The following is a 22,000-nucleotide window of genomic DNA, read 5'->3' on the forward strand; positions in this document are numbered from 1 at the left end:
TCGCTTCTCTCGTTTGGCTTGCCTGCTGATCAGCGGCGAAGCTCTGCAACAAAGTCGTAGTAGTCGTTGCGGCAATAGGTGTCGGTGACTTCGATCGGCGTGTTGTCTTCCAGGTAGCCGACCCGGGTCATCAGCAGCATCGCGGTGCCGGGGGCGATGCCGACGAGTGCGGCGAACTCGTCCGAGGCGTTGATCGCCTGGATGTGCTGCAACGCGCGCACGATCGGTTTGCCGATGCTGTCGAGGTGTTCGTAGAGGGAATCGCCCACCACCTGTGGCTTGGGCATGATCGAGGCGGGCAGGGTGCTCATCTCGATGGCCATCACCGTGTCGTCGGCTTTGCGCAGGCGTTTCATGCGCGCGACCTTGTCGTTCGGCGACAGACCGAGGCGGATCAGTTCTTCGTGGGTGGGCAGGGTGATTTCCCGCTCGAGCCATTGCGAGCTGGGTACGAAGCCCTTGAGACGCAGCATCTCGCTGAAGCCCGACAGGCGCGACAGCGGTTGTTCAAGGCGCGGGGTGATGAAGGTGCCGGAGCCTTGCAGGCGTCGGATCAAACCCTGATCGAGCAGGACTTCCAGCGCCTTGCGGGCGGTGACCCGGGAAATCCCCAGCATCTCGCTCAGATTGCGCTCCGAGGGCATTGCCTGTTCGGCTTTCCACTGGCCTGCATGGATCGCCGCTTCCAGGTTGCGCGCCAGTTGCAGGTACAGCGGCGTCGGCTGGGAGTCGTCTGGGCGTAGGGCGTGGAGGTCGTTCATGTAAGGCATTTCCGGCGCTGATATAGGATTGTTGTCGCTCGGTAGTGCGGCGAAAACTAATACCACTTGCATACCATGTCAACGCGTCGGAAACGCCTGTAGTCCCTTGGGTTCGGGTGTTTGAGAAAGGGTGGTTTCAAGTGGTATTAGAGGTGCCGGCGGAAAAGCAAAAGATCGCAGTCTGCGGCAGTTCTGGCGGGTGAAAGTGGTATCACCGTCCAGACGTTGCCGCAGGCTGCGATCTTTTTGATTTATTTTTTGCGAGCGACCAATGGTCGGGAGAAAGGGCCGCTTTGCGGCCCTGAGAGCGCAAGCGCTCCGGTCACAGACTCAAGGGCGGATTTCGATCATCGTGCCGTCCGGCACCAGGTTCCAGACTTCGCGCATGTCGACGTTGCGCATGGCGATGCAGCCGTCGGTCCAGTCCAGGGTGTGGAACAGTTGCTCGGGGTTGTCCTCGGAGTCCGGCGTACCGTGGATCATGATCATCCCGCCAGGCTCGACGCCTTCGCGGCGGGCGCGGGCGGAGTCGCTGATGTTCGGGTAGGAGATGTGCATCGACAGGTTGAATTTGTCGCTGGTCTTGCGCCAGTCGATCCAATAGAAACCTTCCGGCGTGCGTTTGTCGCCCTCAATCAGCTTCGGACCCTTTTTCGCGCCTTTGCCCAGGGAAATGCGATAGCTCTTGAGTGGCTTGCCGTCGGCGATCAACTGCAGTTGATGGGCCGATTTGAGCACCAGTACTTTTTCGATGAGCGGGGTGTTTGAAGGCGTCACGGTGGTCACGAATGACGCTTGAGAGACGGTGACGAACGACAGGCAGAACAGGGCAAGCAACCAGCGCATTGAAACGATTCCCCAGATATGAAGCAGATACTTTATTTATAGAGAGTGTGCAGTCGCTGTCGCGGGCTGCGTTAGCCGGTTATCGGCCGGCCGCCGTCGAAATCAAGTGGTGGCCGGTTGCGCGAGCGGCGGGATCGATTCGGAACGAACCGGATAGACCTCGACGCGCCGGTCGGCGAAGAAGCATTCCAGGGTACGGCCCACCGTGCGAAAAGCCAGCTCGTCCCAGGGAATGTCTTCCTCGTCGAACAGTTGCACTTCCAGGCTTTCAGGGCCGGCGGCGAAGTCCAGATCCGCCAGCTCGGCGCGGAAAAACACATGCACCTGACTGATGTGCGGCACGTCGATCAGGGTATAGATGCTCAGGTTGCGTACCCGGGCGCAGGCTTCCTCGGCGGTTTCGCGGATGGCGGCCTGCTCGATGGTTTCGCCGTTCTCCATGAACCCGGCGGGCAGCGTCCAGTAACCGAGGCGTGGCTCGATGGCGCGGCGACACAGCAGGACTTTGCTGCCCCAGGTCGGCACGCAACCGGCCACGATATTGGGGTTCTGGTAGTGAATCGTCTGACAGCTGCCGCAGACAAATCGCAGCCGCGAGTCGCCTTCGGGAATGCGCTGGGTCACCGGGTTGCCGCACTGGCTGCAAAATTTCATGCTGGGGTTCCTGAATGCTGCGCCTATCTTGGCGTGCAGCGGTGTCAGTCGGCAAGTTGTCGTTTCGCGACATGACGCCCGTCCGGGGCTTGGGCGGTCGCAATGATTGGTGCATGATGCAGGGCAAGGCACCGATCGAGAACACTTATGCTGGACGAGCTACTGCACCGGGTAAGCAATCACACGCCGCGCACGCTGGAGACCGACACGCGTTTCCCCGAGGCCGCTGTCCTGGTGCCGATTACTCGCAGTGACGAACCCGAACTTGTCCTCACCCTGCGCGCCAGCGGGCTCTCGACCCACGGCGGCGAAGTCGCCTTCCCCGGTGGGCGACGGGATCCGGAAGACCCGGACCTGACGTTCACCGCCCTGCGCGAAGCCGAAGAAGAAATCGGCCTGCCACCGGGGCTGGTCGAAGTGATCGGTCCGCTCAGCCCGCTGATTTCCCTGCATGGCATCAAGGTCACGCCGTATGTCGGGGTGATTCCCGACTTTGTCGAATACCAGGCCAATGATGCCGAGATCGCTGCGGTGTTCAGTGTGCCGCTGGAGTTCTTCCGCAAGGATCCGCGCGAACATACCCACCGCATCGACTATCAGGGTCGCAGTTGGTACGTGCCGAGCTATCGTTTCGGCGAATACAAGATCTGGGGGCTGACGGCGATCATGATCGTCGAGTTGATCAACCTGCTCTATGACGCCAGAATCAGCCTGCATGAGCCGCCAAAAAGCTTTATCAATACCTGAAGCCATCGTTCGAATGGCCAGCCATCGTGAGCCCTGAGGAAAACAAGATGAAATACCGCCTGGGCGACGCCCGTGTCGAAACCCATCCGCAGAGCTGGGTCGCCCCCAATGCCGTGCTGGTGGGCAAGGTCAGACTGGAAGAAGGCGCCAACGTCTGGTTCAACGCCGTGTTGCGCGGCGACAACGAACTGATCCTGATCGGCAAGAACAGCAACGTGCAGGACGGCACGGTGATGCACACCGACATGGGCTATCCGCTGACCATCGGCACCGGCGTGACCATCGGCCACAATGCCATGCTTCACGGTTGCACGGTCGGCGACTACAGCCTGATCGGCATCAACGCGGTCATCCTCAACGGCGCGAAAATCGGCAAGAACTGCATCATCGGCGCCAACGCGCTGATCGGCGAAGGCAAGGAAATCCCTGACGGTTCACTGGTGATGGGCTCGCCAGGCAAAGTGGTGCGCGAACTCACCGAGCCGCAGAAGAAGATGCTCGAGGCCAGCGCCGCGCACTATGTGCATAACTCACAGCGCTATGCGCGCGATCTGGTCGAGCAGGAAGAATGACAACTCCGGAAAGACCCGTCGCCTCGCCGTGCGTGAGCATTTGCGCGCTGGACGAAGACGACATTTGCACCGGTTGCCAGCGCACGGTCGAGGAGATCACCCGCTGGAGCCGGATGACCAACGACGAGCGGCGGGCGGTGCTGGGGTTGTGTCATGAGCGGGCGAAGGCGAGCGGGCTGGTCTGGATGATCGGCAAAACGCCAGGGCAATAATCGATTTGATTGGCGTCATCGAAGGGCTGAAGTAACCTGTGCGCCAATTTGACAGGTCACGCCCATGATTTTCCTCATCGCCTACATCAGCAGCGTCGTGCTGATCAACTTTGCCTTCTCCACCGCACCGCACCTGGACATCATCTGGTCGGCCTGGGGCGGGCTGGTTTTCGTCTTGCGCGACATGGTGCAGATCCGTTTTGGCCACGGTGCGATCCTGGCGATGCTGGCGGCGCTGGTGCTGTCCTATGTCACGTCCGATCCGTCGATCGCGTTGGCCAGTGCCACGGCATTCGCGGTCTCGGAGTGCATCGACTGGCTGGTATTCACCGTCACCAGGCGCCCGCTGCGTGACCGGTTGTGGATCAGCTCGGCGCTGAGCATTCCCCTCGACACCTTCATCTTCTTCGGCATGATCGACCTGCTGACACCGCCAGTGCTCATCACTGCATTGGCCTCGAAGTTCGCCGGTGTCACCGCCGTCTGGCTGATCATGGCCTGGCGTGAACGCAAACAGGCTGTCGCCGGCTGAAGCCAAACCCTCAGGTTCATGTAAAATGCCGCGCTTTCTCCCCATGGAAAGCGCGTCTGGCGTTGCTTTCCTCGATGATCCGCTTCTTTGAGGACCTGAGATGACCCGTATCGGAACTCCATTGTCGCCGACCGCGACCCGCGTATTGCTGTGTGGCTGTGGTGAGTTGGGCAAGGAAGTGGTGATCGAGCTGCAACGCCTGGGCGTTGAAGTGATTGCCGTCGACCGCTACGCCAATGCGCCGGCCATGCAGGTTGCCCATCGCAGCCACGTGATCAACATGCTCGACGGTGCCGCCCTGCGTGCAGTGATCGAAGCCGAGAAGCCGCACTTCATCGTGCCGGAAATCGAAGCCATCGCCACCGCTACCCTGGTCGAACTGGAAGCCGAAGGCTTCACCGTGATCCCGACCGCTCGCGCCGCGCAACTGACCATGAACCGCGAAGGCATTCGTCGCTTGGCCGCCGAAGAGCTGGACCTGCCGACTTCGCCATACCACTTCGCCGACACCTTCGAGGACTACAGCAAAGCCGTTCAGGACCTGGGTTTCCCGTGCGTCGTCAAACCGGTGATGAGTTCGTCGGGCAAGGGCCAGAGCCTGCTGCGCAGCGCCGATGACGTGCAGAAGGCCTGGGATTACGCACAAGAGGGCGGTCGCGCCGGTAAAGGTCGCGTGATCATCGAAGGCTTCATCGATTTCGACTACGAAATCACTCTGCTGACCGTGCGTCATGTCGGTGGCACTACGTTCTGTGCGCCGGTCGGCCACCGTCAGGAGAAGGGCGACTATCAGGAATCCTGGCAGCCACAGGCCATGAGCCCAATCGCACTGGCTGAATCCGAGCGCGTTGCCAAAGCCGTGACCGAAGCGTTGGGCGGTCGTGGCCTGTTCGGCGTCGAATTGTTCATCAAGGGCGATCAAGTGTGGTTCAGCGAAGTGTCGCCGCGTCCACACGACACCGGTCTGGTGACCCTGATTTCCCAGGACCTGTCGCAGTTCGCCCTGCACGCCCGGGCGATCCTCGGTCTGCCGGTACCGCTGATCCGTCAGTTCGGCCCATCGGCTTCGGCAGTGATTCTGGTGGAAGGTCAGTCGACCCAGACCGCATTCGCCAACCTCGGCGCGGCACTGAGTGAACCGGATACCGCGCTGCGTCTGTTCGGCAAGCCTGAAGTCAACGGCCAGCGCCGCATGGGTGTTGCACTGGCCCGTGACGAGTCGATTGAAGCCGCTCGTGCCAAGGCGACCCGTGCTTCCCAGGCTGTTGTTGTAGAGCTGTAAACCGAGTCACATCCATCGCGAGCAAGCTCGCTCCCACAAGTTCGGCGGTACTCACAAATTATGTGTATGGCACGGACAATGTGGGAGCGAGCTTGCTCGCGAAGCTTTTGATCTAAGATCAGGCAACCTGATTCAAATCGTTATTGCGCGTTTCCTTCAGGCACAGCACAGCGATCAGGCTGAGCACCGCCGCCCCCGATACATACCCGCCGACGTAACTCAAACCACCCATCGCCACCAGTTTCTGCGCGAAGAACGGCGCCGCCGAGGCTCCGACGATACCGCCGAGGTTGTAGGCCGCCGATGCGCCGGTATACCGCACGTGCGTCGGAAACAGCTCCGGCAGCAGCGCGCCCATCGGGGCGAATGTCACGCCCATCAGGAACAGCTCGATGCACAGGAACAGCGCCACGCCCCAGGTCGAGCCCTGAGTCAGCAACGGCTCCATCAGAAAACCGGAAAGAATCGCCAGCACACCACCGATGATCAGCACCGGCTTGCGCCCGTAGCGGTCACTGGCCCACGCCGACAACGGCGTCGCGGCCGCCATGAACAGCACCGCGAAGCACAGCAGTCCGAGGAAGGTCTCGCGGCTGTAACCCAAGGTGGAGACGCCGTAACTCAGGGAAAACACCGTCGAGATGTAGAACAGTGCGTAACACACCACCATGGCGGCGGCGCCCAGCAGGGTGGGTGCCCAGTACTGGCTGAACAGCTCGACCAGCGGCACTTTCACTCGCTCCTGACGGGCGATGGCGTTGGCGAACACCGGGGTTTCGTGGAGTTTGAGGCGCACGTACAGCCCGACCATTACCAGCACGGCGCTCAGCAGAAACGGAATCCGCCAGCCCCAGCTGCGAAACTGTTCGTCATTGAGCGTCATGGCCAGCGTCAGGAACAGGCCGTTGGCGGCCAGAAAGCCAATCGAAGGCCCGAGTTGCGGGAACATGCCGAACCACGCCCGCTTGCCTTTCGGGGCATTCTCGGTCGCCAGCAGCGCCGCGCCGCCCCATTCACCACCCAATCCCAGGCCTTGGCCGAAGCGCAGCACACAAAGCAGGATCGGCGCCCAGGCCCCGATGCTCTCGTAGCCCGGCAGAACGCCGATCAGCGTGGTGCAGACGCCCATCAGCAGCAGCGAAGCGACCAAGGTCGATTTGCGCCCGATCCGGTCACCGAAATGGCCGAACAGCGCCGAGCCCAAAGGTCGCGCGAGGAAGGCGATGCCGAAGGTCAGGAATGCCGAGAGCATCTGCGCCGTGCCGGAAGTCTGAGGGAAAAATACCGGCCCGATCACCAGCGCAGCGGCGGTGGCGTAGACGTAGAAATCGTAGAACTCGATGGCCGTGCCGATGAAGCTCGCGGTGGCCACGCGGGTGGCGGAGTTGGCCGGTTGGGTCGGCGCGGTGTCGCTGTAAGCAGTACTGGTCGTCATGCGGTGATCCCTGACAGTCATGAGCTCCGTTGGAGCGAATTATTATGGTCGAGCACCCAGGGATGTGGGATGAGGCGCGATCGCTGCTTCAGGTAGGAGCAGTCGTCGGTGTGATGCGGATATTGTCGGTGAACCGGCCGGAACGGGTCGGGTGCGGGGTAAGCACGCGGTTCGGCGGGGCTTGGGTAAGCCTCGCGATTATAGGAAGGTGGCTAACGATTGAACAAGGGGCTGGCTAGCGGGCCGTGGCCAGCGCCGGTGCCGAAGTGGTGTGCCAGATCAGGACCTTGCTCACCCGGTTCTCTTCGGTTTCGAGAATCTCCAGGCGATAGCGGCCGATCTTCAGGCAGACCGCGCTTTCCGGGATGGTTTCCAGCGCCTCGGTCACCAGACCGTTGAGGGTCCGGGGGCCGTCGCTGGGCAGGTGCCAGCCCAGGCATTTGTTCAGTTCGCGGATCGACGCCGCCCCATCGATCACCATGCGGCCATCGGCTTGCGGGTGGATGTGCGGGTTGTCGAGGCTGTGCTCGCTTTCAAATTCGCCGACGATCTCTTCGAGAATGTCTTCCAGGGTGACAATCCCCAGCACTTCGCCGTACTCGTCCACCACCATGCCCAGGCGCCGCTGCTGCTTGTGGAAGTTCAGCAGTTGCAGTTGCAGCGGGGTGCTTTCGGGAACGAAGTACGGCTCGTAACTGGCCGCCAGCAACGCTTCGCGGGTCAGGCTGCCGTTGTCGAGCAGGTGACGGATCTGCCGGGTATTGAGTACGGCTTCGACCTGATTGATATCGCTGTGAAACACCGGCAGGCGAGTGCGCCGGTTCTTGCGCAATTGCTCGATGATTTCTTCGAGCGGATCGTCGAGGTTGATGCCGTCGACATCGCTGCGCGGCACCAGAATGTCGTTGACCGTGATGTTGTCCAGCGCATGGATGCCTGAAATCGGATGCGGGCGTACCGGATGATCCGGATCGTCATGATGCTCGGTCGGCACATCGTCTTCGCTCTGTTGCACCATCTGGGCCTTGCGGATGAACGGGCGCATCAGCAAGCCACTGATGCGGCCGAGCAGCCAAGCAAGCGGGTAAACCCCCTTCAGCGGTACTGCCAGCAGCGTATTGCCAAACGACAACACCGCGTCGGGGTATCGTTGGGCGAGCGCGCGGGGGAAATAATCGGCAAAGACCAACAGCAGGGCGCCGGCGCCAAGGCAAGCCGCCCAGGGGCCGTTTTCTTCACAGAGAAAGATTGCCAGCAGTGTGGCAAGAATGACGGCGAGGGCGCGGCACAGGGTATTGCAGAGGATCAGGCTGTCGAGCGGGAAGTTGAGCTTCGCCAGCGGCTTGTCGCTGGCGCGGGATGCGATGCGTTGCGCAAGCAGGTGCTGCTGCGCCGCTTCGACGGCGGTAAACAGCCCCGACCAGAGAATCAGCAGGACAAATACCGCGAGCATCGGCCCTATGGGCAAACCGTCCATTTATACCGCCCGTCAGATGTGCAGGATGTATTCACGAACCAGTTTGCTGCCGAAATACGCGAGCATCAGCAGGCAGAAACCGGCGAGGGTCCAGCGGATTGCCTTGTGGCCGCGCCAGCCGAGGCGGTTACGGCCCCAGAGCAGGACGCTGAACACGATCCAGGCCAGGCAGGCCAGCAGGGTTTTATGCACCAGGTGTTGCGCAAACAGATTCTCGACGAACAGCCAGCCGGAGATCAGCGACAGCGACAGCAATGTCCAGCCTGCCCAGAGGAAGCCGAACAGCAGGCTTTCCATGGTTTGCAGTGGCGGGAAGTTCTTGATCAGCCCGGACGGATGTTTGTGCTTGAGCTGATGATCCTGCACCAGCAGCAACAAGGCTTGAAAAACCGCGATGGTGAACATGCCGTAGGCGAGGATCGACAACAGAATGTGCGCGAGGATGCCTGGCTCTTCATCAATGATCTGTACCGTGCCAGTCGGCGCGAACTGCGCCAGCAGCACCGTGATCGCACCCAGCGGGAACAGCAGCACCAGCAGGTTTTCCACTGGAATCCGCGAGCAGGCCAGCAGGGTCAGGGCGATGACAGCGGCGGCGATCAGGCTTGAGGCACTGAAGAAATCCAGGCCCAGACCGATCGGCGTCAATAAATGCGTGAGCAGGCTTGCGCTGTGGGCCAGCACGGCGAGGACGCCGAGCGAGACCAGCAGGCGCTTGTTGGCCTTGGCGCCAGTGGCCAGGCGGGTGCCCTGGTAGAGGGTCGCAGCGGCGTAGAGAAGTGCGGCGGCGAGGGTGGTCAGCAAACTCGGTGACAAGGGGAGCATAAATCCTGTTAGGCAAGCCCGAAAGGCGCTGAGTTTGGCATAGAACCGCCGTCGCACGAAAGACCGGCAAGCTGACAGCGAGGTGTCCGCCAGACGCAGTCTTCGCTATAATCCGCGACCTGCCCACGCCGCAGGCTCGCCGAGCACATGTTGATTCCGGTCTGGGCCGCCATTATCCCGGTCTACACAGGGCCTGAAAGGATCGCGCAATGTTTGAAAACTTAACCGACCGTCTCTCGCAGACGCTGCGCCATGTCACCGGCAAGGCGAAACTGACCGAGGACAACATCAAAGACACCCTGCGCGAAGTGCGCATGGCGTTGCTCGAGGCTGACGTCGCCCTGCCGGTGGTCAAGGACTTCGTCAATTCGGTCAAGGAACGCGCTGTCGGCACCGAGGTGTCGCGCAGCCTGACGCCGGGCCAGGCGTTCGTGAAGATCGTCCAGGCCGAGCTCGAAACCCTGATGGGTGCGGCCAACGAAGACTTGAACCTGAGCGCCGTGCCGCCTGCCGTCATTCTGATGGCCGGTCTGCAGGGCGCGGGTAAAACCACCACCGCCGGCAAACTGGCGCGCTTCCTTAAAGAGCGCAAGAAGAAGTCGGTCATGGTCGTGTCGGCGGACATCTACCGTCCTGCTGCTATTAAACAGCTGGAAACCCTGGCCAACGACATCGGCGTGACGTTCTTCCCGTCCGACCTGAGCCAGAAGCCGGTCGACATCGCCAACGCGGCTATTAAAGAAGCAAAGCTGAAATTCATCGACGTGGTCATCGTCGACACCGCCGGTCGTCTGCACATCGATGAAGAGATGATGGGCGAGATCAAGGCGCTGCATGCCGCGATCAATCCGGTTGAAACCCTGTTCGTGGTCGACGCCATGACCGGTCAGGACGCGGCCAACACGGCCAAGGCCTTCGGTGATGCGCTGCCGCTGACCGGCGTGATCCTGACCAAGGTCGACGGTGATGCCCGTGGCGGTGCCGCGCTGTCCGTTCGCGCGATCACCGGCAAGCCGATCAAGTTCATCGGTATGGGCGAGAAGAGCGAAGCGCTCGATCCGTTCCACCCTGAGCGTATTGCTTCGCGGATCCTCGGCATGGGCGACGTGCTCAGCCTGATCGAACAGGCCGAAGCGACCCTCGACAAGGACAAGGCCGACAAGCTTGCTAAAAAGCTGAAGAAGGGCAAGGGCTTCGATCTCGAAGACTTCCGCGATCAGTTGCAACAGATGAAGAACATGGGCGGCCTCGGCGGGCTCATGGACAAACTGCCGAGCATCGGCGGCGTCAATCTCTCGCAAATGGGCAACGCCCAGAGCGCCGCAGAGAAGCAGTTCAAACAGATGGAAGCCATCATCAACTCCATGACCCCGGCCGAGCGCCGCGACCCTGAGCTGATCAGCGGTTCGCGCAAGCGTCGGATCGCCATGGGTTCCGGCACCCAGGTGCAGGACATCGGTCGCTTGATCAAGCAGCACAAGCAGATGCAGAAGATGATGAAGAAATTCTCCGCCAAGGGCGGAATGGCGAAAATGATGCGCGGCATGGGCGGTATGTTGCCCGGCGGCGGCATGCCGAAAATGTAAGGTGTCCCGCCTCACCCATTCTGCTCACTTGTGGCGGCAACCGTCACTCGCCAAAAGTGAGCGAAATGGCTGAGACGGGACACTGGATTCTCGCCGGTCGTCGCGCCGGCGCAGACCCTGCAAGGACGCAGGATCAACAGCAAACCCGCACTCGGCGGGAGCTGACCGGCCGTTTTGAATGACGGCCCCATATGCAAATCTGCACGGCATGCCACAGGCGCCGGAAAAAGTCATTTGCAAAAGTCCGGATATTCCTTAGAATATGCGGCCTTTCGGGCACCCATGCCCGCTGTGCATTTAGATTTGCAGCACCGACTACAGGAACGATGTTCACATGCTAACAATCCGTCTTGCCCTTGGCGGCTCCAAAAAGCGCCCGTTTTACCACCTGACCGTAACCGACTCCCGCAACCCGCGTGACGGTTCCCACAAAGAACAGGTTGGTTTCTTCAACCCTGTTGCCCGTGGTCAGGAAGTTCGTCTGTCCGTGAACCAAGAGCGCGTTGCCTACTGGCTGAGCGTTGGTGCACAGCCTTCTGAGCGTGTTGCTCAGTTGCTGAAGGAATCTGCCAAGGCTGCAGCCTGAGCAGTATGAGCGCGACGCCAGAAAAAGCTGATGACCTGATCGTTGTCGGCAAGATTTTTTCGGTTCACGGCGTTCGCGGCGAGGTGAAGGTCTTTTCCTTTACCGATCCGATTGAAAACCTGTTGAACTACCGCAACTGGACGCTTCGGCGCGAAGGCGTGGTAAAGCAGGTCGAGCTGGTCAGCGGTCGATCCACTCAAAAGGATCTGGTTGCCAAGCTCAAAGGCCTCGACGATCGTGATGAAGCCCGTCTTCTGAGCGGTTACGAGATTTGCATCTCACGAAGCCTTTTGCCCGACCTGACTGGCGACGAGTACTACTGGTACCAGTTGCAGGGTCTGAGTGTCATCAACCAGGACGAACAACTGTTCGGCAAGGTTGATCACCTGTTGGAGACCGGCGCGAACGATGTATTGGTGGTCAAGCCCTGCGTCGGCAGCCTGGATGATCGCGAGCGGTTGTTGCCCTATACGGAGCAATGCGTGCTGGCAATCGACCTGGAAGCAGGCGTGATGAGGGTGGAATGGGACGCGGACTTCTAAGCAATGGCCAGCCTGCGCGTAGACGTCATTACGCTGTTCCCCGAGATGTTCTCGGCCATCAGTGAGTACGGCATTACCAGTCGTGCGGTCAAACAGGGGCTGTTGCAGCTGACCTGTTGGAATCCGCGGGATTACACGACGGATCGGCATCACACTGTGGACGATCGCCCGTTTGGCGGTGGTCCGGGCATGGTGATGAAGATCAAGCCCCTGGAAGATGCTCTGGTTCAGGCCAAGGCAGCAGCCGGGGAGGCGGCGAAGGTGATTTACCTGTCCCCCAAGGCCGTCAACTGACTCAGTCGGCGGTACGCGAACTGGCGAAATCGGATGCATTGATCCTGATTGCCGGTCGCTATGAAGGCATTGACGAGCGTTTTATTGATGCTCATGTCGATGAAGAGTGGTCGATTGGTGACTATGTGTTGTCTGGCGGCGAGCTGCCGGCCATGGTCATGATCGATGCGGTTACACGACTGCTGCCCGGAGCTTTAGGGCATGCGGATTCCGCTGAGGAAGATTCCTTTACGGATGGTCTGCTGGATTGCCCGCACTACACCCGACCTGAGGTGTATGCGGATCAGCGTGTTCCCGACGTGTTGCTGAGTGGCAATCACGCGCATATCCGGCGTTGGCGTTTACAGCAGTCCCTCGGCAGGACCTATGAACGACGCGCCGATCTTCTGGAAAGCCGCTCGCTTTCTGGAGAAGAGAAGAAGCTGCTCGAGGAATACATCCGCGAGCGGGACGATAGTTAACAACGTATCGATGGTAGATCAGACGATTTACCTTAGGAGCACAGCATGACCAACAAAATCATCCTTGCACTCGAAGCAGAGCAGATGACCAAAGAAGTCCCTACCTTTGCCCCAGGCGACACCATCGTCGTTCAGGTGAAAGTGAAGGAAGGCGATCGTTCCCGTCTGCAAGCGTTCGAAGGCGTTGTAATCGCCAAGCGTAACCGCGGCGTGAACAGTGCGTTCACCGTTCGTAAAATCTCCAACGGTGTTGGCGTAGAACGTACTTTCCAGACCTACTCCCCGCAGATCGACAGCATGGCTGTCAAGCGTCGCGGTGACGTACGTAAAGCCAAGCTGTACTACCTGCGCGACCTGTCGGGTAAAGCAGCTCGCATCAAGGAAAAACTGGCTTAAGTCCAGCTTCCGATGCAGAAGAAAGCAGCCTACGGGCTGCTTTTTTGTTGCCCGCAATTTATCCACAGCATTCCGTTTCAGGCCTGACCCATGACCCCTCGCGAGCAAGAAATCGAACGCCGCACCGAACTCTCGGTGACCCGCGTGACCAAGGCGGTTTTCCCGCCGACCACCAATCACCACAACACCCTGTTCGGTGGCACCGCGCTGGCCTGGATGGACGAAGTGTCGTTCATCACTGCCACGCGCTTCTGCCGTTTGCCGCTGGTGACCGTGTCGACCGATCGCATCGACTTCAATCACGCGATTCCGGCGGGTTCCATCGTCGAACTGGTTGGACGGGTGATCAAGGTCGGCAACACCAGTCTCAAGGTCGAGGTGGAAGTGTTCGTGGAAAGCATGAGCTGCGACGGGCGTGAGAAAGCGATTCACGGGCAGTTCAGCTTTGTCGCCATCGATGATGACAAGCGTCCGGTGCCCGTGCTGCCAGGTTTCGCGGCCTGATCCTGCACCGAGCCGAAGCATTCGCGGGCAAGCCCGCTCCTACAGTGTCGGTGCCGAGCACAACCTCAGCGGACCAAACAAAACCTGTGGGAACGGGCTTGCCCGCGATCCGGTCTGTCAGGCGCTGACACTCTCCGGCTGAATCAGCGCCAGCAACGTCCACCCTGGCCCCGGCTTCAGCACGGTTTCCGGCGACACGACATGCACCCAGCCACTGTCATCGCGCATGAACAGCACCGTCGCACGATTGCCATGCAACGCCTGGTAATCCTCCCAGCCAAACCCATCCGTCAACGTTGTGCTGTACAACTCGGCCCCTTGGCCCATCTGGCTGGCCAACTTCGCGTAGGTGAACGCCTCGCTACCCAGTTGATTGCCGCGATGCTCAAGACTTGCGCGATGTTTGTCGCTGCGCCGGCTCTCCTGCCCGCTGGCGAGTCCGAACAGACGTTGATGGCCGAAGTCATGGCGAAAGCGCATGGCCGCCAGCGTATTGAGTTCGCCCGACGGTGACAGCGCCAGCAAATGCCCCAGTCCGACCAGGTCCAGATGCGCATCGGCATGCTGCGAGGCCGGATTGCCGAAGTAGGTCGGCAAGCCATCCATGCGCGCCGCCCGGATGTTTTCCCAGCTCGAATCCGTCAGCAGCACCCGGCTGCCCAACTGCTGTAGCGATTTGCCAAGCAGGCGCGCAGGGCCGTTCGCCCCGACGATAAGAAAGCCGCTCGGCGCAGGCTCCGCAACCTTTAACAGGCGCGCCAAGGGTCGGGCAGTCGCACTTTGCAGCACAACGGTGCCGATAATCACGGCGAAGGTCAGCGGCACCAGCAACAGCGCGCCTTCATGGCCCGCTTCATCCAGGCGAATCGCAAAGATCGCCGAGACCGCCGCGGCGACGATACCGCGCGGGGCAATCCAGCACAGCAATGCACGTTCACGCCAGCTCAAGCTGGAGCCGGCGGTACTCAGCATTACATTCAAAGGCCGGGCGATCAGCTGGATGACCAGCAGCAGAATCAATACCAGCGGCCCGAGGCCGATCAGCGCATTCAGATCCAGGCGTGCCGCCAGCAGAATGAACAGCCCGGAAATCAGCAGCACGCTGAGATTTTCCTTGAAGTGCAGAATATGCCGCACATCCACACCCTTCATATTGGCCAGCCACATGCCCATCAGCGTTACCGCCAGCAGTCCCGATTCGTGCATCACCTCGTTGGCTGCAATGAAGATCCCCAGCACCGCCGCCAACGACGCGAGGTTGTGCAGGTATTCCGGTAGCCACTGACGACGGATGATGGTGCCCAGCAGCCAGCCGCCGGCCACACCGAACAGACTTCCGCACAGAATCACTCCGCCGAAGGTCAACAGGCTCTGCTTGAGACCTTGGCCCTCGGCACTGGCGATGATGAAGCTGTAGACCACCACCGCGAGCAGCGCCCCGATCGGGTCGATCACAATCCCTTCCCAGCGCAGGATGTTGGCGATCGATGCCTTGGGACGTACCACGCGCAGCATGGGCACGATCACGGTCGGGCCGGTGACCAGGGTCAGGCTGCCGAACAGGATGGCGAGCAGCCAGTCGAAGCCCAGCAGCCAGTGAGTCGCGACCGCAATCACTGTCCAGGTCGAGAGCGCTCCGATTGTGACCAGGCGATGCACGACGCTGCCGATCTCGCGCCACTCCGACAGGTGCAGGGTCAGGCTGCCTTCAAACAGAATCAGCGCCACCGCCAGCGACACCAGAGGCATCAGCAACGGACCGAACATTTCCTGCGGGTCGAGCCAGCCCAGCACGGGGCCTGCCAGGATGCCGGTCAGCAGCAGAAACAGAATCGCCGGCAGCTTCAGGCGCCAGGCGAGCCATTGACAGCCCAGCGCGGCGGCACCGATACCGCCGAAAGCCAACAGAATTTGCTGCTCGTTCATTGAAGCTCCCTGTTCCTTGAAATAGCGGGCTATGAAAGACTAGCGGCCATTTCAACCGTTCACTCTTTATTTGCGCGCAGTGCCAAGCCTGCGTGACTTGAGCGCCCATGCCTGCCATCGACCACCCACTGATCGACCAGTTTCTCGACGCCCTCTGGCTGGAAAAAGGTCTCTCCGACAACACTCGCAACGCCTATCGCAGTGATCTCGCGCTGTTCAACGGCTGGTTGCAGGACAAAGGTCTCGAGCTGATCAATGCCGGTCGCGAGCTGATCCTCGATCACCTGGCCTGGCGCCTGGAACAGAACTACAAACCTCGCTCCACCGCGCGATTCCTCTCGGGTGTGCGTGGCTTTTATCGCTATCTGTTGCGGGAAAAACTGATTTCGGTCGATCCGACCTTGCGCGTGGATATGCCGCAGCTCGGTCGGCCATTGCCAAAGTCCCTGTCGGAAGCCGACGTTGAAGCGCTGCTCAAGGCGCCGGATTTGAGTGAAGCCATCGGCCAGCGCGACCGCGCCATGCTCGAAGTGCTTTACGCCTGTGGGCTGCGGGTGACCGAGTTGATCAGCCTGACCCTGGAGCAGGTCAACCTGCGTCAGGGCGTGTTGCGGGTGATGGGCAAGGGCAGCAAGGAGCGGTTGGTGCCGATGGGCGAGGAAGCGATTGTCTGGGTCGAGCGCTACCTGCGCGACGGTCGCAGCGAACTGCTGGGCGGGCGCCCCAGTGATGTGCTGTTTCCCAGCCAGCGCGGCGAGCAGATGACTCGGCAGACCTTCTGGCACCGCATCAAGCATCAGGCCAAGGTCGCCGGGATCGGAAAATCACTGTCGCCGCACACCCTGCGTCACGCGTTTGCCACCCACTTGCTCAACCATGGCGCGGACTTGCGGGTGGTGCAGATGCTGTTGGGCCACAGCGACCTGTCGACCACGCAGATCTACACTCACGTCGCCCGGGCGCGTTTGCAGGATCTGCATGCCAAACATCACCCGCGCGGCTGAGCCCGTTTGTCTTGCGACAGGCGCATTCGGCCACGGGAGCCTTATGTGGTAGGCTTTGCCGGTTTGCACGATGGGCGGTTATGACCCGGTGTTCCGGCACGGGCGTTCTGATCGTTCCATTTGTCCGCCTTCAGGAGTTCTCATGCGTCTGACCCAGATTTTCGCCGCCGCAGCCATTGCGTTGGTCAGCACCTTTGCCGTCGCCGATGACGCGGCCGACAAAGCGATTCGCCAAAGCCTGGAAAACCTCCAGCTCGACGTGCCGGTGGACACCATCACCGCCAGCCCGCTGCCGGGCCTGTACGAAGTCAAGCTCAAGGGCAGCCGCGTGCTCTACGCCAGCGCCGACGGCCAGTACATCGTTCAGGGCTACATGTTCCAGCTCAAGGACGGCAAACCGGTCAACCTGACCGAGAAGACCGAGCGCCTGGGCATTTCCAAACTGATCAATGCGATCCCGGTGGCCGAGACCGTGGTTTACCCGGCCGTGGGCGAAACCAAGTCGCACATCACCGTGTTCACCGACACCACCTGCCCGTACTGCCACAAGCTGCACGCTGAAGTGCCCGAGCTGAACAAGCGTGGCATCGAAGTGCGTTACGTGGCGTTCCCGCGTCAGGGCCTTGGCTCGCCGGGCGACGAACAGCTGCAAGCCGTTTGGTGCTCGAAAGACAAGAAAGCGGCCATGGACAAAATGGTCGATGGCAAGGAAATCAAGGCCGCCAAGTGCGAGAACCCGGTGTCCAGGCAGTTCGCCCTCGGTCAGTCGATCGGCGTGAACGGCACACCGGCCATCGTTTTGGCCGACGGACAAGTCATTCCGGGCTACCAGCCTGCGCCACAAGTCGCCAAACTGGCGCTGGGCGCGAAGTAATTCGCATCGTCGCGCTCAGGCGTTGACGAGCGTGGTCCGGCGGCTGGATTGCCGGGCCATCAACAGAGAGCCGCGAACCTGCGGTTGTTTTCACGGCCGGCCTCGTGTCGGCCGTTTTATGGGGAGTTCACAGTGAAACCGGTCAAAGTAGGCATCTGTGGGTTAGGGACCGTCGGTGGCGGAACCTTCAACGTACTTCAGCGCAACGCCGAGGAAATTGCTCGTCGTGCCGGGCGTGGAATCGAAGTGGCACAAATTGCCATGCGCACGCCAAAGCCTCAGTTCCAGACGACCGGTATTGCGATTACCAACGATGTCTTCGAAGTGGCCACGAACCCTGAGATCGACATCGTCATAGAGCTGATGGGCGGCTACACCGTTGCCCGCGAGCTGGTACTCAAGGCCATCGAGAATGGCAAGCATGTGGTCACCGCGAACAAGGCTCTGATTGCCGTTCACGGTAATGAAATTTTCGCCAAGGCACGCGAGAAAGGCGTGATCGTGGCATTCGAAGCGGCGGTCGCCGGCGGCATTCCGGTGATCAAGGCGATCCGGGAAGGCCTGTCCGCCAACCGTATCAACTGGGTCGCCGGGATCATCAACGGCACCGGCAACTTCATCCTCACCGAAATGCGCGAGAAGGGTCGTACCTTCGAAGACGTGCTGGCCGAGGCGCAAGCGCTGGGTTACGCCGAAGCCGATCCGACCTTCGACGTCGAGGGCATTGACGCCGCGCACAAGCTGACGATCCTGGCATCGATCGCATTCGGTATTCCGCTGCAGTTCGACAAGGCTTACACCGAAGGCATCACCAAGCTGACCACCGCCGACGTGAACTACGCCGAAGCGCTGGGCTACCGCATCAAGCACCTGGGCGTTGCACGCAGCACCGCCGCGGGTATCGAGTTGCGCGTACACCCGACGCTGATCCCGGCCGATCGTCTGATCGCCAACGTCAACGGCGTGATGAACGCGGTGATGGTCAATGGCGACGCTGCCGGTTCGACCCTGTTCTACGGCGCCGGCGCCGGCATGGAGCCGACCGCTTCGTCGGTGATCGCGGATCTGGTGGACGTGGTTCGCGCCATGACCTCCGACCCGGAAAACCGCGTGCCGCACCTGGCCTTCCAGCCGGACTCGCTGTCGGCTCATCCGATCCTGCCGATCGAAGCCTGCGAAAGTGCCTACTACCTGCGCATCCAGGCCAAGGATCACCCGGGCGTACTCGCTCAGGTGGCGAGCATCCTCTCGGAGCGCGGCATCAACATCGAGTCGATCATGCAGAAGGAAGTCGAGGAACACGACGGCCTGGTGCCGATGATCCTGCTGACCCACCGCGTGCTGGAACAGCACATCAACGATGCGATCGCCGCCCTTGAAGCGCTGGCGGGCGTGGTCGGTCCGGTTGTGCGGATCCGTGTCGAGCACTTGAACTAAGCCGATCTCCTTCACCGGTCCCGCCAGCGGGGCCGGTGTCGTGAACACTGTCCATTGGAGTCAGTCATGCGTTACATCAGTACCCGCGGCCAGGCACCGGCCCTGAATTTCGAAGACGTCCTGCTGGCCGGTCTTGCCACCGACGGCGGTCTGTACGTCCCGGAAAACCTGCCACGTTTCACCCAGGAAGAAATCGCTTCCTGGGCCGGCCTGCCGTATCACGAGCTGGCTTTCCGGGTCATGCGCCCGTTCGTCACCGGCAGCATTCCGGACGCCGATTTCAAAAAGATTCTTGAAGAAACCTACGGTGTGTTCGCCCACAACGCCGTTGCGCCGCTGCGTCAGCTGAACGGCAACGAATGGGTGCTGGAGCTGTTCCACGGTCCGACCCTGGCGTTCAAGGACTTCGCCCTGCAACTGCTCGGTCGCTTGCTCGACTACGTGCTGGAAAAGCGCGGCGAGCGCGTGGTCATCGTCGGCGCCACCTCCGGTGACACCGGTTCGGCCGCCATCGAAGGCTGCAAGCACTGCGAAAACGTCGACATCTTCATCCTGCACCCGCACAACCGTGTGTCTGAAGTACAGCGTCGGCAGATGACCACCATCCTCGGTGAAAACATCCACAACATCGCCATCGAAGGCAACTTCGATGACTGCCAGGAAATGGTCAAGGCCAGCTTCGCCGACCAGAGCTTCCTCAAGGGCACGCGCCTGGTGGCGGTGAACTCGATCAACTGGGCGCGGATCATGGCCCAGATCGTTTACTACTTCCATGCAGCCCTGCAATTGGGCGGCCCGGCGCGTTCGGTGTCGTTCTCGGTGCCGACGGGCAACTTCGGCGACATCTTCGCCGGCTACCTGGCGCGCAACATGGGCCTGCCGATCAACCAGTTGGTGGTTGCCACCAACCGCAACGACATCCTGCACCGCTTCATGAGCGGCAACCAGTACGTCAAGGAGACCCTGCACGCCACGCTGTCGCCGTCGATGGACATCATGGTCTCGTCGAACTTCGAACGCCTGCTGTTCGACCTGCACGGTCGCAATGGCGCGGCGATCGCCGGCCTGATGGACTCGTTCAAGCAGGGCGGCGGTTTCAGCGTCGAACAGGAACGCTGGACCGAGGCACGCAAACTGTTCGACTCGCTGGCCGTGGACGATGCGCAAACCTGCGAGACCATCGCCGAAGTCTACGAGCAGACCGGTGAAGTGCTCGACCCGCACACCGCCATCGGCGTGAAAGCCGCTCGCGAATGCCGTCGCAGCCTGGACATCCCGATGGTGATTCTGGGCACGGCGCATCCGGTCAAGTTCCCGGACGCAGTGGAGAAAGCAGGCGTAGGAAAAGCACTCGAGCTACCTACACATCTTTCTGATTTGTTTGAGAGAGAAGAGCGCTGCACTGTCCTGCCGAACGAACTCAAAGCCGTGCAGGCCTTTGTCAGTCAGCATGGCAACCGCGGCAAGCCTCTTTAAGCCCGCAGAGCTGTCACATTTTGAAGCCCGTCTCCTGACGGGCTTTCTTGTTTTGCATGCCACACTGCGCGCGTTTCGCCCACCAAGGACGGGCGAGTCGATGACGAAGGATGTGGCAATGCGGTTTTTTCAGGATTGAAACCAGCCCTGTGCTGGTTGTTTTTATTGGGCTGCTTCGGGCTGTCACCGTGGGCTGAAGCAGGCCATCTGGCGAAGCATTCCGTTGCGCTGGAGGATGTTCAGCCGATCGAGCTCGATGAGCACGAGCGTCAGTGGATTCGAGATAACCCCGAGTGACCGTCGCCTCGGTGCAGTACCCGTTGTATCTGTTTCAGGATGAGCATGGCCAGTGGAGCGGCTTGAACAACGATGTCCTGTCGCACATCAGTGCCTTGACCGGCCTGCAGTTTGTGCATCAGGAGTCATTCTCCACCGATCACCTGCTTGAACGGCTCCAGAGTGGTGTGGCCGATATGAGCACAACGCTGGCGATGAACGACGAGCGCAAGGCGTTTCTGGATTTCAGTCACGCGTTCGGCGGTGCCGGCTGGGTGTTCGTCGGGCACGCTGACGAGCCCGAGATACAGTCGCTTGCGGCGCTGGCCAAGCGGGTGCTGGTGCTGCCGGCCCGGCATGCGCTGGAGGACAGCATTCGACGCGACTACCCGGCAATCGAGATCCGCTCGGTCAAGACGTATGCCGAGGCGCGGGCCCTGGTCGAGAGTGGCGAGGCCTACGCGACCATCGAAAACGAGATCGGCGCTCAGCTGTTTCCCTCTGGCCTGCTCAGGGTCGGCGGTCTCGTGGAGGGCAAGTGGGAGGCTGACCATCTGGCAGTACGCAAAGGGCTGCCCGAACTGGTGAGCATCCTCAACAAGGCCTTGGGCGCTTTCTCTGCGGCCGAACTGCGCGCCATGCGCATGAAATGGCTGGATGGCATTGCTCCCGCGCCGACACCCTCGATCACGTCGCAACTGATCAAGGGGGATGCTGGGCGATAGGCGGGCTCGGAGTGTTCGGACTCCTGTCGTTGTTGTGGAACCGTCGACTGGCGGCCGAGATAAAACAGAGACGTGCGGCCGAAAAGGATCTGCGAGATCAATTGGCCTTTCAACATGCGCTGATCGATGCGATGCCCGATCCCGTGTTCGTGCGCGATCTGCAGGGTCGGTTGATCATGTGCAACCGCAGTTATGAAGATGCGCTGTCGGTCCGTCAGGAGCAGGTCCAGGGGCGGATGCTGTTCGAGTTCGACGCACTTCCACAGGCGACGGCACTGATGCTGCACGACGAATTCATGGCGCAACTGGGCACGCGTAAAACGCGCTTCAGCAAACGGCAGCTGATGTTCAAGAACGGCCCCCGCCAGATCTATCAGTGGACGGTGCCGTTTTACTGTGCCGACGGAAAACTGCGCGGTCTGCTTGGCGGCTGGACGGACATCACCGAGCGTCGAAAGGAGAGCGGGTGTCGATGTCTGGATTAAAGATGGGAAAAGTCCTATAAACCGCGATTCCTTTTCTGATGGGAGGCTTAGGACGACTGCCCTAGAGTGACAGGCCACTGCGGCG

At 60.8% G+C, this 22,000-nt stretch carries 21 protein-coding genes and 2 pseudogenes; 16 read left to right on the forward strand and 7 right to left on the reverse strand.

What is annotated here, in order from left to right:
* Positions 1 to 29 precede the first annotated feature (29 nt).
* The 3 genes from I5961_RS05115 to I5961_RS05125 all read right to left on the reverse strand — a co-directional run bounded on the left by I5961_RS05115 (position 30) and on the right by I5961_RS05125 (position 2,261).
* The gene (locus I5961_RS05115) at positions 30 to 761 is read right to left on the reverse strand and encodes a GntR family transcriptional regulator (protein ID WP_007954613.1); all 732 of its coding nucleotides are present in this window, start codon (positions 759 to 761) and stop codon (positions 30 to 32) included.
* Positions 762 to 1,091: 330 nt separating this feature from the next.
* Positions 1,092 to 1,607 carry a L,D-transpeptidase family protein gene (locus tag I5961_RS05120; RefSeq protein ID WP_007954614.1) on the reverse strand — a complete coding sequence of 172 codons (516 nt, stop codon included), beginning with the start codon at positions 1,605 to 1,607 and terminating at the stop codon, positions 1,092 to 1,094.
* 102 nt (positions 1,608 to 1,709) lie between these two features.
* A complete protein-coding gene (locus I5961_RS05125) occupies positions 1,710 to 2,261 on the reverse strand; it encodes an NUDIX hydrolase (protein WP_085702542.1) in 552 nt (183 codons plus the stop codon).
* 147 nt (positions 2,262 to 2,408) lie between these two features.
* Here I5961_RS05125 and I5961_RS05130 point away from each other — a divergent pair, with 147 nt between their 5' ends.
* The 5 genes from I5961_RS05130 (at position 2,409) to purT (ending at position 5,606) form a co-directional block, all read left to right on the forward strand.
* Positions 2,409 to 3,008 carry a CoA pyrophosphatase gene (locus tag I5961_RS05130; RefSeq protein ID WP_085697257.1) on the forward strand — a complete coding sequence of 200 codons (600 nt, stop codon included), beginning with the start codon at positions 2,409 to 2,411 and terminating at the stop codon, positions 3,006 to 3,008.
* A gap of 47 nt (positions 3,009 to 3,055) precedes the next feature.
* Positions 3,056 to 3,580: a gamma carbonic anhydrase family protein gene (locus I5961_RS05135; RefSeq protein ID WP_085702543.1), complete on the forward strand. Its 525-nt coding sequence runs from the start codon at positions 3,056 to 3,058 to the stop codon at positions 3,578 to 3,580.
* Positions 3,577 to 3,792 (forward strand): DUF1289 domain-containing protein, encoded by a 216-nt coding sequence (locus I5961_RS05140; protein ID WP_085697259.1) that lies wholly within the window; start codon positions 3,577 to 3,579, stop codon positions 3,790 to 3,792. Before I5961_RS05135 ends, I5961_RS05140 begins: the two co-directional genes overlap by 4 nt.
* Positions 3,793 to 3,856: 64 nt before the next feature.
* Complete coding sequence (locus tag I5961_RS05145; protein WP_085697260.1) at positions 3,857 to 4,324, forward strand: preQ0 transporter; 468 nt, start codon at positions 3,857 to 3,859, stop codon at positions 4,322 to 4,324.
* A 100-nt stretch (positions 4,325 to 4,424) separates the two neighbouring features.
* Complete coding sequence (purT, locus tag I5961_RS05150) at positions 4,425 to 5,606, forward strand: formate-dependent phosphoribosylglycinamide formyltransferase (RefSeq protein ID WP_085697261.1); 1,182 nt, start codon at positions 4,425 to 4,427, stop codon at positions 5,604 to 5,606.
* 118 nt (positions 5,607 to 5,724) lie between these two features.
* Here the strand turns inward: purT and I5961_RS05155 are convergent, their stop codons facing one another.
* The 3 genes from I5961_RS05155 to I5961_RS05165 form a co-directional block, all read right to left on the reverse strand.
* Positions 5,725 to 7,041 (reverse strand): MFS transporter, encoded by a 1,317-nt coding sequence (locus I5961_RS05155; RefSeq protein ID WP_085702544.1) that lies wholly within the window; start codon positions 7,039 to 7,041, stop codon positions 5,725 to 5,727.
* A gap of 235 nt (positions 7,042 to 7,276) precedes the next feature.
* Positions 7,277 to 8,518 (reverse strand): transporter associated domain-containing protein, encoded by a 1,242-nt coding sequence (locus I5961_RS05160; RefSeq protein ID WP_085702545.1) that lies wholly within the window; start codon positions 8,516 to 8,518, stop codon positions 7,277 to 7,279.
* Positions 8,519 to 8,530: 12 nt separating this feature from the next.
* Positions 8,531 to 9,343, reverse strand: a complete 813-nt coding sequence (locus I5961_RS05165) for an inner membrane protein YpjD (RefSeq protein ID WP_085697265.1) — start codon at positions 9,341 to 9,343, stop codon at positions 8,531 to 8,533.
* 209 nt (positions 9,344 to 9,552) lie between these two features.
* Between I5961_RS05165 and ffh the strand changes: the two genes are divergently transcribed.
* The 6 genes and pseudogenes from ffh to I5961_RS05195 all read left to right on the forward strand — a co-directional run bounded on the left by ffh (position 9,553) and on the right by I5961_RS05195 (position 13,712).
* Entirely contained in the window at positions 9,553 to 10,929 is a 1,377-nt protein-coding gene (ffh, locus tag I5961_RS05170) for a signal recognition particle protein (protein ID WP_085697266.1), read from the forward strand.
* Positions 10,930 to 11,263: 334 nt separating this feature from the next.
* Positions 11,264 to 11,515, forward strand: a complete 252-nt coding sequence (rpsP, locus tag I5961_RS05175; protein WP_003198088.1) for a 30S ribosomal protein S16 — start codon at positions 11,264 to 11,266, stop codon at positions 11,513 to 11,515.
* 5 nt (positions 11,516 to 11,520) lie between these two features.
* Positions 11,521 to 12,057: a ribosome maturation factor RimM gene (rimM, locus tag I5961_RS05180; protein ID WP_085697267.1), complete on the forward strand. Its 537-nt coding sequence runs from the start codon at positions 11,521 to 11,523 to the stop codon at positions 12,055 to 12,057.
* A 3-nt stretch (positions 12,058 to 12,060) separates the two neighbouring features.
* Positions 12,061 to 12,812, forward strand: a pseudogene (gene trmD, locus I5961_RS05185) (tRNA (guanosine(37)-N1)-methyltransferase TrmD).
* 45 nt (positions 12,813 to 12,857) lie between these two features.
* The gene (gene rplS / locus I5961_RS05190; protein ID WP_085697268.1) at positions 12,858 to 13,208 is read left to right on the forward strand and encodes a 50S ribosomal protein L19; all 351 of its coding nucleotides are present in this window, start codon (positions 12,858 to 12,860) and stop codon (positions 13,206 to 13,208) included.
* A gap of 90 nt (positions 13,209 to 13,298) precedes the next feature.
* Positions 13,299 to 13,712: an acyl-CoA thioesterase gene (locus tag I5961_RS05195; protein ID WP_011332614.1), complete on the forward strand. Its 414-nt coding sequence runs from the start codon at positions 13,299 to 13,301 to the stop codon at positions 13,710 to 13,712.
* A gap of 117 nt (positions 13,713 to 13,829) precedes the next feature.
* Here the strand turns inward: I5961_RS05195 and I5961_RS05200 are convergent, their stop codons facing one another.
* Positions 13,830 to 15,638, reverse strand: a complete 1,809-nt coding sequence (locus I5961_RS05200; RefSeq protein ID WP_227234548.1) for a cation:proton antiporter — start codon at positions 15,636 to 15,638, stop codon at positions 13,830 to 13,832.
* A 107-nt stretch (positions 15,639 to 15,745) separates the two neighbouring features.
* Between I5961_RS05200 and xerD the strand changes: the two genes are divergently transcribed.
* From xerD to I5961_RS05225, 5 genes and pseudogenes are all read left to right on the forward strand, one after another.
* Positions 15,746 to 16,642, forward strand: a complete 897-nt coding sequence (gene xerD / locus I5961_RS05205; protein ID WP_085697270.1) for a site-specific tyrosine recombinase XerD — start codon at positions 15,746 to 15,748, stop codon at positions 16,640 to 16,642.
* A 142-nt stretch (positions 16,643 to 16,784) separates the two neighbouring features.
* Positions 16,785 to 17,516, forward strand: a complete 732-nt coding sequence (gene dsbC, locus I5961_RS05210; RefSeq protein ID WP_227234550.1) for a bifunctional protein-disulfide isomerase/oxidoreductase DsbC — start codon at positions 16,785 to 16,787, stop codon at positions 17,514 to 17,516.
* Positions 17,517 to 17,648: 132 nt separating this feature from the next.
* Positions 17,649 to 18,953, forward strand: a complete 1,305-nt coding sequence (locus tag I5961_RS05215; protein ID WP_018926703.1) for a homoserine dehydrogenase — start codon at positions 17,649 to 17,651, stop codon at positions 18,951 to 18,953.
* 66 nt (positions 18,954 to 19,019) lie between these two features.
* The gene (gene thrC, locus I5961_RS05220) at positions 19,020 to 20,429 is read left to right on the forward strand and encodes a threonine synthase (protein ID WP_085697272.1); all 1,410 of its coding nucleotides are present in this window, start codon (positions 19,020 to 19,022) and stop codon (positions 20,427 to 20,429) included.
* A gap of 135 nt (positions 20,430 to 20,564) precedes the next feature.
* Positions 20,565 to 21,915, forward strand: a pseudogene (locus I5961_RS05225) (transporter substrate-binding domain-containing protein).
* The last annotated feature ends 85 nt before the right edge of the window (positions 21,916 to 22,000 follow it).

Source organism: Pseudomonas sp. IAC-BECa141, from assembly GCF_020544405.1.
Taxonomy (GTDB): Bacteria; Pseudomonadota; Gammaproteobacteria; order Pseudomonadales; family Pseudomonadaceae; genus Aquipseudomonas.

Coding starts and splice junctions, on each gene's coding strand:
- I5961_RS05115 (WP_007954613.1), bottom strand. CDS start 761: ATGAACGACCTCCACGCCCTACGCCCAGACGACTCCCAGCCGACGCCG.
- I5961_RS05120 (WP_007954614.1), bottom strand. CDS start 1,607: ATGCGCTGGTTGCTTGCCCTGTTCTGCCTGTCGTTCGTCACCGTCTCT.
- I5961_RS05125 (WP_085702542.1), bottom strand. CDS start 2,261: ATGAAATTTTGCAGCCAGTGCGGCAACCCGGTGACCCAGCGCATTCCC.
- I5961_RS05130 (WP_085697257.1), top strand. CDS start 2,409: ATGCTGGACGAGCTACTGCACCGGGTAAGCAATCACACGCCGCGCACG.
- I5961_RS05135 (WP_085702543.1), top strand. CDS start 3,056: ATGAAATACCGCCTGGGCGACGCCCGTGTCGAAACCCATCCGCAGAGC.
- I5961_RS05140 (WP_085697259.1), top strand. CDS start 3,577: ATGACAACTCCGGAAAGACCCGTCGCCTCGCCGTGCGTGAGCATTTGC.
- I5961_RS05145 (WP_085697260.1), top strand. CDS start 3,857: ATGATTTTCCTCATCGCCTACATCAGCAGCGTCGTGCTGATCAACTTT.
- purT (WP_085697261.1), top strand. CDS start 4,425: ATGACCCGTATCGGAACTCCATTGTCGCCGACCGCGACCCGCGTATTG.
- I5961_RS05155 (WP_085702544.1), bottom strand. CDS start 7,041: ATGACGACCAGTACTGCTTACAGCGACACCGCGCCGACCCAACCGGCC.
- I5961_RS05160 (WP_085702545.1), bottom strand. CDS start 8,518: ATGGACGGTTTGCCCATAGGGCCGATGCTCGCGGTATTTGTCCTGCTG.
- I5961_RS05165 (WP_085697265.1), bottom strand. CDS start 9,343: ATGCTCCCCTTGTCACCGAGTTTGCTGACCACCCTCGCCGCCGCACTT.
- ffh (WP_085697266.1), top strand. CDS start 9,553: ATGTTTGAAAACTTAACCGACCGTCTCTCGCAGACGCTGCGCCATGTC.
- rpsP (WP_003198088.1), top strand. CDS start 11,264: ATGCTAACAATCCGTCTTGCCCTTGGCGGCTCCAAAAAGCGCCCGTTT.
- rimM (WP_085697267.1), top strand. CDS start 11,521: ATGAGCGCGACGCCAGAAAAAGCTGATGACCTGATCGTTGTCGGCAAG.
- rplS (WP_085697268.1), top strand. CDS start 12,858: ATGACCAACAAAATCATCCTTGCACTCGAAGCAGAGCAGATGACCAAA.
- I5961_RS05195 (WP_011332614.1), top strand. CDS start 13,299: ATGACCCCTCGCGAGCAAGAAATCGAACGCCGCACCGAACTCTCGGTG.
- I5961_RS05200 (WP_227234548.1), bottom strand. CDS start 15,638: ATGAACGAGCAGCAAATTCTGTTGGCTTTCGGCGGTATCGGTGCCGCC.
- xerD (WP_085697270.1), top strand. CDS start 15,746: ATGCCTGCCATCGACCACCCACTGATCGACCAGTTTCTCGACGCCCTC.
- dsbC (WP_227234550.1), top strand. CDS start 16,785: ATGCGTCTGACCCAGATTTTCGCCGCCGCAGCCATTGCGTTGGTCAGC.
- thrC (WP_085697272.1), top strand. CDS start 19,020: ATGCGTTACATCAGTACCCGCGGCCAGGCACCGGCCCTGAATTTCGAA.